The organism is Pseudonocardia sp. P1 (genome assembly GCF_000178675.2).
Classification (GTDB): domain Bacteria; phylum Actinomycetota; class Actinomycetes; order Mycobacteriales; family Pseudonocardiaceae; genus Pseudonocardia.
Window position 1 is genome coordinate 479,226 of record NZ_ADUJ02000001.1, and the last position, 14,115, is coordinate 493,340.

Genomic DNA, 14,115 nt, shown 5'->3' on the forward strand with positions numbered 1-14,115 from the left:
CTCGTCGCCGTGGTCTCACCGGCAACGGTAGGACGACGGGCACCAGCGCCGGCCCAGCGGCGGGTAAGCGGACGGTAAGAAGCGCTCTCCGTCAGTGGCCGTCGGTCGCCTGCTCGGCGACGGGGAGCAACAGCGTCACCACCGACGGTGACCGCCGGATCGTCAGGCGGCCGCCCTCGGACTCGGCGAGGCGACGGGCGAGTGCGACACCCATGCCGGACCCGTTGCCGGCGAGCGCGGACTCCGGGACACCACCGCCCTCGTCGGTGACGTCGAGCGCCACCGCGCTCGGCCCGGCCTCGCGGGCGACGAGGGAGACGGCACCGGCGCCGTGCTGGGCGGCGTTGTCGAGCAGGACGCCGACGATCTGGCGGACGGCCGCCGCCCCCGCGGCCGGGTCGGGGAGGTCGTCGGGCCGGCGTGTCGTGAAGACGCGCCCCGCACGGGCGAGGCGGTCGCGCCACTCGGCCTCGGCCTCGCCCAGCAGCCGGGCCAGGTCGACCGGGGCGGACCGTCCCCGTCGCTCGCGGGCCAGCGTGAGCAGCTCGTCGATGGTGCGCTCCAACCGGTCGATGGACGCGAGGCCGTCCTCGACGGTCGCTCGGGTCAGCCGGTCCGGACGGTCGAGCGTCGACTCCAGCCGCAGCCGGAGACCCGCCAGCGGTGTCCGCAGCTGGTGCGAGGCCTCGGCCGAGAACGCGCGCTCACGGGCCAGCAGCTCGTCGAGACGGCGCCCGGTCCCGGCGAGGGCGGTGCCCACGAGATCGACCTCGGGGATGCCGGTGGGTTCGGGCCGCACCGCGAAGTCGCCGTCACCGAGCCGGGTCGCCTCGGCGGCGAGCGTCTCCATCGGACGGGAGAGCCGCCGGGCGAGACCGCGCGCGAACAGCCAGACCGCGGCGAGGATCAGCGCGGCCAGGCCGAGCATGCCGGACCAGATCGGGAGGAGCATGGCGGTGACGGTCCCGGCCGGGCTCGCGACGCGGACCACGCCGACGACGTCGTGGGTGTCGGACACCGGTGCTGCCACCACGAGCTGGTCCGGGGGACCGGAGACCAGACCGCCACGCAGGACGCGGTCGACCGGTCCGTCCCCGACCGGCGGGCCCGCGCCGAGGACGAGGTCGCCGTCCTCGTCGTAGAGCGCGACCGAGGTGTCGTCGGGCCCGGCCGGCAGCTCCGTGGGATCGAGGTCGTGGCTCATGTCCTCCTGCACCGACAGGGCGCCGAACTCGGCGAGTCGCTGGAGCGAGGACCGTTCGTCCGCCGTGGCGTACTGCTGCAGGCCCAGGGCGAGCGGCACCCCGAACAGGACGAGTGCCGCCGCGGCGGCGGTGACGGCGAGCCGCACGATCCGGGAGCGCATCAGCCGTGGTCACCGGCGGAGCCCGGTGGGTCGAGGCGGTAGCCGTGCCCGCGCAACGTCGTGATGGTCGGGACCTGCGCGCCCGGACGGCCTGCCAGCCGTCGCCGCACGGCGGCGACGTGGACGTCCAGCGTCTTCGTCGATCCGAACCAGTGCTCGTCCCACACGTCGGCCATGAGCCGGTCGCGGCTCACCGCGACGCCCGGCTCGCGGGCGAGTCGTTCGAGCAGGTCGAACTCGCGGGCGCGGAGGTCGATCTCGTGCCCCGCCACGCGGACGCGGCGGCTCCCGGTGTCGATGCGGAGGTCACCGATCTCGATCCGGCGGGTGACGCCGACGATCCCACCGCGCCGCAGGTGGGCACGCACACGGGCCAGCAGCTCCGCCAGCCGTACCGGCTTGGTCAGGTAGTCGTCGGCCCCGGCCTCCAGGCCGACGACGACGTCCATCTCCTCGGCCCGCGCGGTCAGGATGATCACGATGGCGTCCGGGCACCGGTCCCGCAGCCGTCGGCAGACCTCGTTGCCGTCGAGATCCGGCAGGCCCAGGTCGAGCAGCGCCAGGTCGACCGGCTGCCGGTCGGCGGCGGCCAGTGCCGTACCGCCGTCGGGGGCGGCGACCACGTCGTAGCCCTGCTCGGTCAGGGCACCGACGAGGACGTCACCGATCGTGGGGTCGTCCTCGACCACGAGGACCCGCGGCTCGGACGTCATCGGCTGCTCGCACTCCTCCCGTGATCTGCCCTGTGTCGGCGGTCACCAGAGTTCCAGGCCGGGACGCTACCGGAGCGGAGGACGTCCGGCGCCCTCCTCAGATGTCAATGTTTCATTGACGCCAGCAGATCGTCAACGAAACGACGACCGACGACCCCGTCACGACGGCGGCAGCCGGAGCCGGGCCACGGTCCGCGACACGGCAGGAACGGCCCGGACGACGTCGATCCGGCAGGAGATCCGGGCGACGCGTACGGGTACTACGCACGGAGGCCGCCGCCCGCCGGCACATCGTCTTGTCTCGCCGGCTCTGTCGATCCTGGCGGTTCGCGGCGGAGGTGATGACCACGAGACTGCGGTGGTCGCACCGGGGTGCGACTCCATGATCGCTCGTCGTTCCTACCAGCCCCGATGCACGGATCCGGTGCGGCGATTGATCCGCATGATCGCGCACGTCGGATTCGCGAACGGAGGTGGCCTGCGCCGTGGGTGGCATCAGGATCGAGTCGTGATGCTCACTGTGCTCGGATGCCGTGCGGCGATGCCCGCCGACGGACAGGCCAGTTCGGCCTACCTCGTGTCCACCGACTCGACCCGTGTCCTGCTCGACTGCGGACCAGGGGCGGTGACCGCGCTCGGCGCGGTCTCCACGCCCGCAGCGCTCGACGGGATCGTCATCAGCCACCTGCACACCGACCACTGCTACGACGTGTTGCCGCTGGGCAAGGCGTTGCTGATGTCCCGGATGCTCGGGAACGACCGTTTCCCGACCCTGCCGACGGCCGGGCCGCCGCCCGGTGACCGTCCGATCCCGCTCCATGTCCCGAAGGGCGGCCGGGCGGCGCTGGAGCGCCTCGCCGCGGTGTTCCCGATCCCCAGCCGGCCCGAGCTCGACCGTGCGTTCGGGGCGGCGTTGGAGATCCGGGAGTACGAGCCGGGAGAGGAGCTGACCATCGGCGACTGCCGCGTCGTGCTGCGGCCGCTGCACCACACGATGTCCAACTGCGGTGTCCGCGTGACCGATCCCGCGGGGTCGAGCCTGGTCTACAGCGGCGACACCTCGGACGTCGCCGGGCTGAGCGAGCTCGCCCGCGGAGCGGACCTGCTGCTGTGCGAGTCCACCCTCGAGTTGCCCGACGACACCTCCGACGGGCACATGAGTGCGGCTCGTGCGGGGCGGGTGGCCGCCGCGGCCGAGGTGGGCCAGTTGGTGCTGACCCACTTCGTCACCGCGGATCCCACCTGGCTCGATGCGCGCCGTGCCGAGGCGTGCGAGTCGTTCGCCGGCCCGGTGCATCTCGCCGCGCCGGAGCGTGTGTTCCCGGTCTGCTGAGCACGCACTCCCGGAACCTGTGGGTGGGCCGGGGCGGGGCGAGTGATCGTCCCGGCCCACCCACAGGTCAGGCGCGGGACCCGATGCGCCGCCCGGTCCCGGGATCGAAGCGGTGCAGGTCGCGCGCTGCGATCGAGACCCGCACGTGGTCACCGACCGCGCGCCTGCTCGCGATCGGCTCGGTGAACGACCACCGGCCTTCGCGGCTGCGGCAGTGCACGAGCCTGTCGTGGCCGGCGAACTCGACGACGTCGACGGTGCCGTCGAGCACCATCGCGTCGACCTCGGGCGTGTCGCCGTCACCGAGGACGACTCCGTCCGCCGGGCGCCACCCCCACCGGGCGCGGTCGTGATCGAGCACGTTCATCGGCGGGCTGCCGACGAAGGTCGCGACGAACTCGTCGTGTGGGCGTCGGTAGACCTCGTCCGGTGCGGCGGCCTGCACGACTCGCCCGGCCCGCATGACGATCAGGTGCGTGGCGATCGACAGTGCCTCGGACTGGTCGTGGGTGACCATGACCAGGGTCGCGCCGAGCTCGCGGTGCAGCCGTGCCAGCTCGGTCCGGGCCTGGGCGCGGAGCTGGGCGTCCAGGCTCGACAGCGGTTCGTCGAGCAGCAGCACCGGGCGGCGGCGCACGATCGCTCTGGCGAGTGCGACCCGCTGCCGCTGGCCACCCGACAGCTGCGCCGGGCGCCGTTCGAGCAGGCCGGCCAGACCGAGCTGGGCACTCACCTCGTCGACCCGCCGGTCGATCTCGGCGCGCCCGGGGCCCGCACCGCGCGAGTGGCGGGCTTCGAGCCGCATGCCGAACCCGATGTTCGCCGCGACCGACAGGTGCGGGTAGAGCGCGTAGTCCTGGAAGACCATCGCGAGTCCACGTCCACCGGGAGCGGTGTCGGTGACGTCGGTCCCGCCGATGCGCACGCGGCCCTCGCCGGGGGAGAGCAGTCCTGCGACGACCGAGAGCAGTGTCGACTTCCCGCAGCCCGAGGGGCCCACGATCACGGTCAGGGAACCGTGCGGGACAGCGAGGTCGTCGACGTCGAGGGCGAGTGTGGGGCCGTAGCGGTGACGTACCCCGAGCAGCTCGATGCCCGCTGCGGTCGTGACGGCGGGCACGGTGGGCTGCCCCGGGTCCGCGGTCTCCTTCTGCAGGGTCACGTCAGCGCCTTCCGGCTCGGAGGAACGCGGCGGTGATCCGTCGCGAGAACACGGCGTAGACCGCGATGACGGGCGCGCACGCCAGCACCGAGGCCGCGAGCAGCGGGCCGGGGTTGCCGCCCTCCTGGTTGTCGAACAGGGCCAGGCCCTGCTGGATCGTGGTGTTCTCCGGGCTGGGGGCGACCAGAGCGGGCCACAGGTACTCGTTCCAGGTCGTGATGAACACGAGGATCCCGACCGCGCCGAGCGCGGGACGGAGCTGGGGGAGCACGACGTACCAGAGCGTCTCCGCCGGTCGCGCCCCGTCGATCGCCGCGGCGCCGAGCAGGTCGGCGGGCAGGGATCGCACGTGCTCCCACATCAGCAGCACGGCCAGACCGCAGGAGGCCAGCTGGGGCACGATCAGGCCCGGGTAGGTGTCGCGCCACCCCAGGCCCGTCGCGATCAGGAACTGGGGGATCACCATCGCCTGGAGCGGCACGATCAGCGACACGGTGACCGCGCCGAGGACCAGGCGCCGGCTGCGCACCCCCAGGCTCAGCATGGCGTAGGCGGCGAGGACGGCGACCAGCAGCTGGGCCGCGGTCACCCCGAGTGCGGTCACCAGGGAGTTCAGCAGCAGCCGACCGATCGGGAACAGGGTGAGGGCGTCGAGGTAGTTGGCGGCCGACACCGGTGACGGGCCGATCTCGAAGATCGCGTTCGGTGCGCGGAAGGAGGTCAGCAGGGCCCAGATCAGGGGGAACGACACAGCCAGCCCGGTGATCGCGAGCGGTGCGTGCCAGCGCAGCTCAGCGCGCATCGTGGCTCCTTCTCCGTGCCGACGCGATCGCGCCGAACGCCACGGCGAGGGTCGCCGTGATGGTGACCGCGAGTGCGGACGCGGCGCCGGCGTCGAAGAAGTCGAAACCCTCGGCGTAGAGCCGGTAGTAGATGTTGTCCGTCGCCCCGTCGGGCCCGCCCCGGGTCAGGACGGCGACGTTGGTGAACACCCACTGGCCGGCCACGACCACGCACAGCGCGGTGAGCAGGACGACCGTGCGGGCGAGCTGGGGCAACACGACGTACCGCGTCGTCTCCCAGCCGGTGGCGCCGTCGATGCGGGCCGCCTCGATCGAGCGGCGGTCGATGCCGGCCAGTGCTGCCGAGAACAGCACCATGTTCAGTGCGACGATCTTGCCCGCGGTGATCACGACGATGACGGGTAGCGCCGTGCGCGGGTCACCCAGCCAGTTCGGGCTCGGCAGCCCCGACCCGGACAGCACGGTGTCGACCAGCCCCTGCTCCGGGCTCAGCAGGAACTTCCAGGAGATCGCGGTGGCCAGCGGAGCCAGCACCACCGGCGAGAACAGCAGGGCCCGGTAGGCCTCGGCCGCGCGTCCGGGGCGGCGCCACAGCATCAACGCCAAGGTCATCGGGATCACGGTGGCGAACGGCAGCATGCCCAGGACGTAGAACCCGGTGCGCACGATCGCGTTCGTGGTCTCCGGCCGGCCGAAGAGCTCGACGTAGTTCTCCACGCCGACGAACTCGGGGTCCGGTGAGATCAGGTTCCAGTCCAGTACCGACAGCACGCCGGTCCACAGCAACGGGCCGTAGACCCAGATCACCAGGGCTGCGATCAGCGGTCCGAGGTAGAGCCAGGGGCGGGCCCGCCGGCCCGCACGCGGGGCAGGGGGCGGCGCCGCCGTGGCCTCCGCGTCGATTGTCGCGTTCACCGCGTCGACAGCCCGCGGATCTTCTCGGCCGCGGCCCGCAGGGTCGTGGCCGGGTCCGCGCCGCGCAGGACGATGGGTTCCACCGCCTCGTCCTGCAGTGTCACGACCGCGCGGTTGGCCTGTCCGCCGGGGAAGACCTGGTAGGGCTCCACGGTGTCGAGCTGCTTCACCGCGGGCAGCAGCCGGGGGTTCCGGGCGAAGTGGTCCCCGAGGTGGGCGGGGTCCTCGGCCAGTGCCGGGCGCAGTGGCAGGTAGCCGATCTTCTCCGCGTACACGGTGTAGGCCTCGGCGCTGGACATGAACCGCACGAACTTCCACGCCGCCTGCCGGCGGTCCTCGTCGTCGGTGAGCACGGCCAGACCGGCGCCGGAGTAGGTGGGCTTCGGCGCGCCCCGCCCGAACGTGGGGAATCCCGCGGTGCGGAGATCGAACCTGCCGGTCGAGGCCGTCTCCAGCGAGACGAGTGCGCCGGTGCTGGCCAGCAGCATCCCCAGCCGCCCGGAGCCGAACAGCGAGAGGGCGTCGGCGGTGGAGACGGCCGGCTGCGCTCCGGCGGTGGTGAGCTCCTGGACCTGGCTGAGCGCGTCGACGGCCTGCGGGCTGTCGACGGTGATCTCCCCACCGGGCCCGACCATCGATCCACCCGCGGTGTTGATGATCGACTGGGTCAGGTAGTCGGACTTGCCGACGTCGGCGACGGCGAGGTAGGCGCCTGCCCGACCGCTGCGGGCGATGGCCAGGGCGGCCTCGCGGACCTCGGCCATCGACGTCGGTGGGGTGTCGGGATCCAGGCCCGCGGCCCGGAACAGGTCGGCGTTGTAGTAGAGCGTGGGGATCGACATGGTGAACGGCATCGCCTTGACCACGCCGTCGTCGGCGACCGCTGCCATGAGGTTCGGTGCCATGCCCTCGGCGTGAGCGGCCCACTGGTCCCCGGCGATCTCCTGGACGGGGGCGACGGGGAGATCGGCGTAGGCCTCGGCCATCTTGCTCCACCCGATCTGGGCGACATCGGGTGGACTGCCGGCCGCGGTGTCGGCCTTGAGCTTGGTGAGCACGTCGGCGACCGCGACCGGCTGGGTGCGCACGGTGATCCCGGGGTTCTGCTCCTGGAAGCGGTCGATCAACCCCTGCATGGCCTGGCCGCCGAGGTCGGGGGTCCCGATGCTGTAGCCGAGGAAGGTCAGCTCGATCGGCTCGGTGCCCTCCGGGGCCGTTCCGTTGCTCGCACCGCAGGCGGCGGTGGCTGCCAGTCCCACTGCGGCGAGCAGCGCTGCCGCGCTCCGCGCTATCCGGTTCATCGTCCATCCTCTGTTCGGCTGCGGCGGGGCGCCCGCCCAGCGTGATCGTCGCGGTGCCGGGTGCGGCGGTCGGCCACGATCAGGACGTTCCGATCGGTCCATCGGTGGTGCCTCTCGACCGGGGCGGTGGTGCCTCCCGATGAGGTCCGATTGCCGGGCGCTGCCCGGCCGCCGGGACGACCGGCGCCGTCGAGGTCCGGGATGTGCGGGGAGCGGGTCGGGCCCTGGCCCGGCCGTGCGGCGGGACGCGCCGAGGCCACCAGGGTCAGGCGCCGACCGCACTGCGCGCCGGAGCCGATCGGCGTGCCGTGCGTGTCGGACCGGACGGAGCGTCGGCCCTGAGACACCGGACGAACTCCTCGACCAGCGGGTTGTCCACGTCGGATCGCCACACGGCGTACAGGTCGAGAGTGGGCACCGGGTCGACCAGGGACACGGTGACCGGTCTGATGCCCACCGCGGAGGCGCAGACCGCGGCCGCCCGGGCCGCCGAGCAGAACCCGATCACGTTGCGGGCGGCGACGACGATGGAGGTGGCGACGGGATCCTCGACGTGGTCGACCACGTCGAGGGTGAATCCCGCGGCGCCGGCGGTGTGGGTCAGCACGTCGTACATCGCGGGGCTCTGCTCACGGTGGAAAAGCAGGCACGGCTGCCCACGGAGATCGTTGAACGACACCTGCCGCAGCGAGGCCCAGGGATGACGATCCCCGACGAGCGCGACCAGCGGGACGCGCAGCAACCGCTGGTGCCCGAGGCCGGCGTCGGCCGGCGGGCCGTAGATCATCGCGACGTCGAGGTCCCCGGAGTGCAGGGCCCGCAGCTGCAGCCCGGTCCACATCTCGCGCGGGGCGACCACGACGTCGGGGAGCTCGGCGCGCAACCTGGCGATCACGCGGGGCAGGACGCCCTGTGCCGCCGGGAGGTTGCAGCCGACCCGCACCGTCCCGGCCCGGCCCGCGGCGGCGTGGTGGGCGGCATCGCGCGCCCGCTCGACCCGGTCCAGTACCCCGCGGGCCTCGGTGACGAATGCCCTCCCCGCGGCGGTCAGGGCCACCTCGTGCGAGGAGCGGCTGACCAGCCGGGTGCCGACACTCTGTTCGAGACGCTGGATCTGCTGGCTCAGCGAGGGTTGGGCGAGATGCAGGCGTCGTGCCGCCCGGCCGAAGTGCAGTTCCTCGGACAACGTGAGGAAGGAGTGCAGATGCCGCAGTTCCATGTGGTCTCCTCGGCCGTGGTCAGCCGACCGTAGGTGAGCCGGCGCAACGCGGCGTGAACGACGACCGAACACGGCCGGGGCAGGTCTGTGACGAGGCTTGACCGTGCCGCGACGGCACGGACTGTGATGGTCGGGACGAACCACCCCACAGCTGGAGGAGCCCCGGATGACCCGCGCCGACGTCGACCACGACACCCCCGCAGCAGCAACGAGGACGGGGACGACGCACGAGCCGCCCGCGGGTGCGTCGAGCACCGGCACGTGGAACGGGATGGAGTACCGGGCGACGGCGCAGTGGCTGGTGCTGCGCAAGGACGACAAGCCCACCGCGGAGATGTTCTCCGTCGCCTACCTCGCCGGCTCCGGCGAGCCCCGGCCCGTCACCTTCGTCTTCAACGGCGGCCCCGGTGCCTCGTCGGCATATCTGCACCTCGGCGCGGTCGGCCCGCGGCGGGTCGACTTCCCCGGTGACGGTTCGATGCCGCCCTCACCGCCGCGGCTGGTGGACAACGACGAGTCGTGGCTCGCGTTCACCGACCTCGTGTTCATCGACCCGGTCGGCACCGGGTTCAGCCGGATGATCGAGAAGAACGGCACGGAGAAGCAGGAGCAGGACGCGGACGCCTACTTCGGCACCGAACGTGACCTGCAGTCATTGTGCGAGTTCATCAGGCGCTGGCTCAGCGAGAACCGGCGATGGAGCTCGCCGGTGTTCGTCGCGGGGGAGAGCTACGGCGGTTATCGCGCCGGGCGATTGACCCGCATGCTCGGCGAGAGCGCCGGGATCGGCCTCGCCGGCGCCGTGCTCATCTCCCCGGCGCTGGAGTTCGCGGGCATCGGCGCCGGGGTCTTCGGTGGCGACTACGAGGTGCTGCCGTGGGTGGACGTGCTGCCCACCATGGCCCTGGCCGCCCACCACCACGGGCGCTCCCGGGCGTTCGGTCCCGATGTCTCGGCCGACGAGGTGCGTCGTGCGGCGGAGCAGTTCGCGACCGGCGACTACGCCGTGTTCCTCACCCGTGGTGCCTCCGGCGAGGCGGGGGAGCGCGAACGTGTCATCGGGCGCCTGGCGGACCTGCTCGGGCTTCCGCCGGAGTTCGTGGCCCGCGCGGAGGGCCGGGTCCGGGTGCACCAGTTCGCGCGCGAACTGCTGCGCGAGCAGGGACGTGTGGTGGGACGGTTCGACGCGACCGTCACCACGTCGGACCCGTTCCCGGACCGGGACGTGTTCACCGGCGGCGACCCCACCCTGACCGGGGCGGCACCGGTCTACACCACCGCGGTGAACCACCTGCTGCGCTCGGAGATCGGGTTGGCGACCGATCGTGAGTACCTGCTGCTCAACACCGACGTGGTGCAGAAGTGGAAGGACGACGGCGCGAGCCTGTACCTGCAGCCCCTGCAGGGCGCGACCGACGACTTCCGCTACGGGATGGCGTTGAACCCTCGGCTGCGTGCGTTCATCACGCACGGAGTCCACGACCTGCAGACGCCCTACTACGCGGCCGACCGGCTGCACAACCTGATGCGCCTGGACCCGGCGACGGCCGAGCGTCTCACGGTGCGCCACTTCGACGGTGGCCACATGTTCTACGCCTGGACCCGCAGCCGGCAGGACTTCACCTCGGCGATCGCGGACTTCGTCGCGGAGTCGACGGCGTCGCACCGGCCCGCCGCGTCCTGAGGTCCGCCCCCGCCGGATCCGCTCGATGGGGGCCGGCGACGGCTCCCGGCAACATCATCTTAATGTCGACATACGTTGACATGTTGTCGGAGCGTTCCTAGGTTCGTCGCACCAGCCGTCCCGGAGGAGTGCTCGTGACCATCCCCGTGCCTGATCATGCCCGCCTCGCCGCGTTGGCCGAGCACTTCCGGTTCGGCCTGGACGAGTCCGGGGTGGCCGAGTTCCATCCGGCGGTCGGCGCCACGCTGGCGGCGTCGGAGCGCGTGGAGGAGCTGTATGCGCGCACCGCGCCGACGCCTCCGCAGCGTGAGACCTGGGCCCCGCCGGAGAACCCGCTCAACGCGTGGGCGGTACGTACGGCGATCACCGGGTCCGAGAGCGGACCGTTGGCCGGGCGCACGGTCGCGGTCAAGGACAACGTCGCGGTCGCGGGCGTGCCCATGCTCAACGGCTCCTCCTCGCTGGAGGGGTTCGTGCCGGCCCGCGATGCCACCGTCGTGACGCGGCTGCTCGACGCCGGAGCCACCGTGTCGGGCAAGTCGGTCTGCGAGAACCTCTGCTTCTCGGGTGGGAGCTTCACCTCGTGGCCCGAGCCGGTGCGCAACCCGTGGGATCCGGCGCGCAATGCCGGGGGGTCGTCGAGTGGCAGCGCGGCGCTGGTCGCGACGGGCGAGGTCGACCTCGCCGTCGGTGGGGACCAGGGCGGGTCGGTGCGGATCCCGGCGTCGTTCACGGGGATCGTCGGGCACAAACCGACCTTCGGGCTGGTGCCCTACACCGGCGCCTTCCCGATCGAGCAGACCATCGACCACCTCGGTCCGATGACCCGCACGGTGGCCGACGCGGCCCGCATGCTGGACGTCATGGCGGGCGTCGACGGCTATGACTCGCGTCAGCCGACGGTTCTCGCCCCGGCCGGCCACCTCGCGGCGCTCGAGCAGGGTGGGGCGGGTCTGCGGATCGGAGTGGTGGCCGAGGGCTTCGGCACCCCGGTCTCGGTGCCCGGTGTCGATGGCGCCGTCCGCGCTGCGGTCGACGCCCTGTCCGCGGCCGGGCTGTCCGCCGAGGAGGTCTCGATCCCGTGGCACCGCGACGCCATGGCGGTGTGGAACGTGATCGCCACCGAGGGTGCGGCCTATCAGATGATCGACGGCAACGGTTACGGGATGGGGGCCTTCGGCCTCTACGATCCCGAGCTGATCGCCCACTACGCACGCGGTCGCCTCGAGCGCGGTTCCGAGCTGTCGAAGACGGTCAAGCTGGTTGGGCTCTCGGGGCGCTACACCTACGAGCTCGGCGGCGGTCGCTACTACGCGATGGCCCGCAACCTGTCGTACGAGCTCCGGGCGGCCTACGACGACGCGCTGTCGACCTACGACGTGCTCGTGATGCCGACCCTGCCGTACGTGGCGCGCGAGCTCCCGCCCTCCGACGTCCCGCTCGCGGGTTATCTCGACACCGCGTTGTCCATGATCGGCAACACCGCGCCCTTCGACGTGACCGGGCATCCGGCGTGCAGCGTGCCGGCGGGCCTGGTCGAGGGGCTGCCGGTCGGGATGATGGTGGTCGGCAAGCGGTTCGACGACGCGACCGTGCTGCGGGTGGCGAACGCCCACGAGCAGCTGGTCGGCGGGTTCCCGGCGCCGAGGAGCGAGGCCTCGGCGACCCGGTGACCCCCGGGAAGGGTGGACGCCCGGGCCAAAATCGGAACATGTCGACAGCTGTCGACTGATGTAGGGTCTCCGCGTGAGCGCCAACGAGAATGTCGCCTTCGACGCCCTCTCGGACCGGGTGCGCCGGCAGATCCTCTCGGTGCTCGGCGAGCGAGGTGAGCTCACGGTGTCCGACATCGCCGACGCCGTCGACGGCGTCGGGCGTACGACGGTGTCGAGCCACCTGCGGATCCTGCGTACCTCGGGGATCCTGTCCGAACGTCGCGACGGCCGGCGTCGCTACTACATGCTCAATCCCGACGGTGCGGTGCGTGACGCGTTCCTCTACCTGCAGTCGTTGATGCAGGCCGGGGTCGCACTCGACAAGGCGGACGAGCAGGTCGCAGACTTCGGGTCCCGTCCCGCGTCCGACGTTCGCCGCGACGTGTCCTAGATGGCAGGTGCCTCGTGTGAGTACTGCGACGCTCACCGCGGAGTCGGTCGTCGATCTGCCGCCACACGAGGCCTTCTCCCTGTTCGGTAGTGCCGAGGGCTCGAACTGGTTGTTCGACGCGCGTTGTGACTCGGTGGCCGTGGGTGCGCCGGTCCGGATGACCCTGCCGATCGACGCCGACCCGGACCGGCGCCGGGTGGAGCTGCTGGGCACGATGTCCGCGGTGCGTCCCGGCCGGGCGATCGTGATCGACCACGTCCAGCCGTGGCCGGGACGGATCCGGCTGAGTTTCGTGCCGCAGGCGCCGGGCGTGACCAGGGTCCGGGTCCGGGCCGAGGTGTCCGAGTCCGGCGTGGGATGGCTGGTGCGGCACCGCGGGATCATCCTGCCCTTTCCCGATGCGGGCGAGCAGACGCTCCGGGTGGGTCTCGTCACGAGCAAGTCGGGGCCGGCGGCGGTCTACTCGATGGCGACCGAGTACCTGGCCCGGCTGGCGGTCGAGGAGGTCAACGAGGGCGGGGGAGTACGCGGGCGGATGCTCGACCTCGTCGTCGCCGACGACGAGACCGACCCCGAGATCGCGGCGATCGAGGCGGGCAGGCTCCGCCGCGCGGGGTGTCATGCCGTCTTCGCGAGCACGACGAGCCAGAGTTTCGCCGCGATCGACGCCGCGGTCGGCCGCGACGTCCTGGTCGTCCACTCGGTCATGAACGAGCGGGGAAACAGCCGGCGCGGAGCGGCGGTGCAGCTGGGGGAGCGCCCTGACGCCCAGATCGCGGTGATCGCGGACCGGCTGATGACCACGACCGGGGCTCGCGACTGGTTTCTGGTCGGAGAGCGCTACAGCTGGTCCTACGGTGCGCACCGGGCGGCCCGCATCGCGGTGCCGCGGGTGAACGGCCGCCTCGTCGGCCAGTCCTACACCTCGGTGGGGACCACCGACTTCTCGCCGGTGATCGAGCAGATCCAGCGCTCGGGCGCCGACGTCGTGATGTCGTCACTGATCGGCGCCGACGAGGTCGAGTTCGAACGCCAGTGCGCCCGGGCGGGCCTGCGCGACACCACGCGCACGCTGTCGCTGGTGATGGACGAGCCGACCCGTGAGCACATCGGCGCCTCGGCGGCCGAGGGCATCTGGACGGCGATGGCCTACTTCCAGGACGTCGCGGCCGAGGGCAACGACCGGCTCCTCGCGCGGTACCGGGAGCGGTTCGGGCAGTGGGCCCCGCCGGTCTCGACGATCTCGGAGACGGCCTACGAGGCGATCGTGCAGTACGCCGAGGCGGCCCGGCGCCGTGGGAACGACGGCGATCCGCTGTCCGCCCGGGCGCTGGTGGAACACCTCGAAGGCGTCGACGGCGGGGCGATCGGTACCCGCAACCTGCTCGCGCCCGCGCTCCATCTCGCGCGGGTCGGCGCGGACGGGGTGAGTGTCTTCGAGGAGGCCGGGTCGGGGACATCCACTCGTAACACCTCTATGTGTCGATAGATATCGACATTATGTCTGCCCGTG

The 14,115-nt window shown here is 72.1% G+C and carries 12 protein-coding genes; 5 read left to right on the plus strand and 7 right to left on the minus strand.

Going from position 1 to position 14,115, the window contains the following annotated elements; translation table 11 throughout:
- Window positions 1–91: 91 nt before the first annotated feature.
- Both PP1_RS01750 and PP1_RS01755 read right to left on the minus strand, forming a co-directional pair.
- Window positions 92–1,366: a sensor histidine kinase gene (locus PP1_RS01750; protein ID WP_010244109.1), complete on the minus strand. Its 1,275-nt coding sequence runs from the start codon at window positions 1,364–1,366 to the stop codon at window positions 92–94.
- The gene (locus PP1_RS01755) at window positions 1,366–2,079 is read right to left on the minus strand and encodes a response regulator transcription factor (RefSeq protein WP_010244107.1); all 714 of its coding nucleotides are present in this window, start codon (window positions 2,077–2,079) and stop codon (window positions 1,366–1,368) included. The genes PP1_RS01750 and PP1_RS01755 overlap by 1 nt, the downstream gene beginning before the upstream one ends.
- A 541-nt stretch (window positions 2,080–2,620) precedes the next feature.
- Here PP1_RS01755 and PP1_RS01760 point away from each other — a divergent pair.
- Complete coding sequence (locus PP1_RS01760; protein ID WP_249265984.1) at window positions 2,621–3,412, plus strand: MBL fold metallo-hydrolase; 792 nt, start codon at window positions 2,621–2,623, stop codon at window positions 3,410–3,412.
- Window positions 3,413–3,479: 67 nt separating this feature from the next.
- On the opposite strand, the gene PP1_RS01765 is transcribed toward PP1_RS01760, so the two are convergent.
- The 5 genes from PP1_RS01765 to PP1_RS01785 all read right to left on the minus strand — a co-directional run bounded on the left by PP1_RS01765 (window position 3,480) and on the right by PP1_RS01785 (window position 8,812).
- Window positions 3,480–4,574, minus strand: coding sequence for an ABC transporter ATP-binding protein (locus tag PP1_RS01765; RefSeq protein WP_010244104.1), 1,095 nt, complete (start codon window positions 4,572–4,574; stop codon window positions 3,480–3,482).
- A gap of 1 nt (window position 4,575) precedes the next feature.
- Entirely contained in the window at window positions 4,576–5,376 is an 801-nt protein-coding gene (locus tag PP1_RS01770; RefSeq protein ID WP_010244102.1) for a carbohydrate ABC transporter permease, read from the minus strand.
- The gene (locus PP1_RS01775; RefSeq protein ID WP_010244100.1) at window positions 5,366–6,292 is read right to left on the minus strand and encodes a carbohydrate ABC transporter permease; all 927 of its coding nucleotides are present in this window, start codon (window positions 6,290–6,292) and stop codon (window positions 5,366–5,368) included. Before PP1_RS01775 ends, PP1_RS01770 begins: the two co-directional genes overlap by 11 nt.
- Window positions 6,289–7,593 carry an ABC transporter substrate-binding protein gene (locus tag PP1_RS01780; protein ID WP_050802600.1) on the minus strand — a complete coding sequence of 435 codons (1,305 nt, stop codon included), beginning with the start codon at window positions 7,591–7,593 and terminating at the stop codon, window positions 6,289–6,291. Before PP1_RS01780 ends, PP1_RS01775 begins: the two co-directional genes overlap by 4 nt.
- A 265-nt stretch (window positions 7,594–7,858) precedes the next feature.
- Window positions 7,859–8,812 carry a LysR substrate-binding domain-containing protein gene (locus PP1_RS01785; RefSeq protein WP_010244095.1) on the minus strand — a complete coding sequence of 318 codons (954 nt, stop codon included), beginning with the start codon at window positions 8,810–8,812 and terminating at the stop codon, window positions 7,859–7,861.
- Between the two features lie 166 nt (window positions 8,813–8,978).
- Here PP1_RS01785 and PP1_RS01790 point away from each other — a divergent pair, with 166 nt between their 5' ends.
- The 4 genes from PP1_RS01790 (at window position 8,979) to PP1_RS01805 (ending at window position 14,091) form a co-directional block, all read left to right on the plus strand.
- Window positions 8,979–10,496, plus strand: coding sequence for a S10 family peptidase (locus tag PP1_RS01790; protein ID WP_010244093.1), 1,518 nt, complete (start codon window positions 8,979–8,981; stop codon window positions 10,494–10,496).
- A gap of 134 nt (window positions 10,497–10,630) precedes the next feature.
- Window positions 10,631–12,169 carry an amidase gene (locus PP1_RS01795; protein WP_060576638.1) on the plus strand — a complete coding sequence of 513 codons (1,539 nt, stop codon included), beginning with the start codon at window positions 10,631–10,633 and terminating at the stop codon, window positions 12,167–12,169.
- A gap of 73 nt (window positions 12,170–12,242) precedes the next feature.
- Window positions 12,243–12,602, plus strand: coding sequence for an ArsR/SmtB family transcription factor (locus PP1_RS01800; protein ID WP_010244089.1), 360 nt, complete (start codon window positions 12,243–12,245; stop codon window positions 12,600–12,602).
- Window positions 12,603–12,618: 16 nt separating this feature from the next.
- A complete protein-coding gene (locus tag PP1_RS01805; RefSeq protein ID WP_010244087.1) occupies window positions 12,619–14,091 on the plus strand; it encodes an ABC transporter substrate-binding protein in 1,473 nt (490 codons plus the stop codon).
- Window positions 14,092–14,115 lie beyond the last annotated feature (24 nt).

Coding starts and splice junctions, on each gene's coding strand:
- PP1_RS01750 (WP_010244109.1), bottom strand. CDS start 1,366: ATGCGCTCCCGGATCGTGCGGCTCGCCGTCACCGCCGCCGCGGCGGCA.
- PP1_RS01755 (WP_010244107.1), bottom strand. CDS start 2,079: ATGACGTCCGAGCCGCGGGTCCTCGTGGTCGAGGACGACCCCACGATC.
- PP1_RS01760 (WP_249265984.1), top strand. CDS start 2,621: ATGCCCGCCGACGGACAGGCCAGTTCGGCCTACCTCGTGTCCACCGAC.
- PP1_RS01770 (WP_010244102.1), bottom strand. CDS start 5,376: ATGCGCGCTGAGCTGCGCTGGCACGCACCGCTCGCGATCACCGGGCTG.
- PP1_RS01780 (WP_050802600.1), bottom strand. CDS start 7,593: ATGAACCGGATAGCGCGGAGCGCGGCAGCGCTGCTCGCCGCAGTGGGA.
- PP1_RS01785 (WP_010244095.1), bottom strand. CDS start 8,812: ATGGAACTGCGGCATCTGCACTCCTTCCTCACGTTGTCCGAGGAACTG.
- PP1_RS01790 (WP_010244093.1), top strand. CDS start 8,979: ATGACCCGCGCCGACGTCGACCACGACACCCCCGCAGCAGCAACGAGG.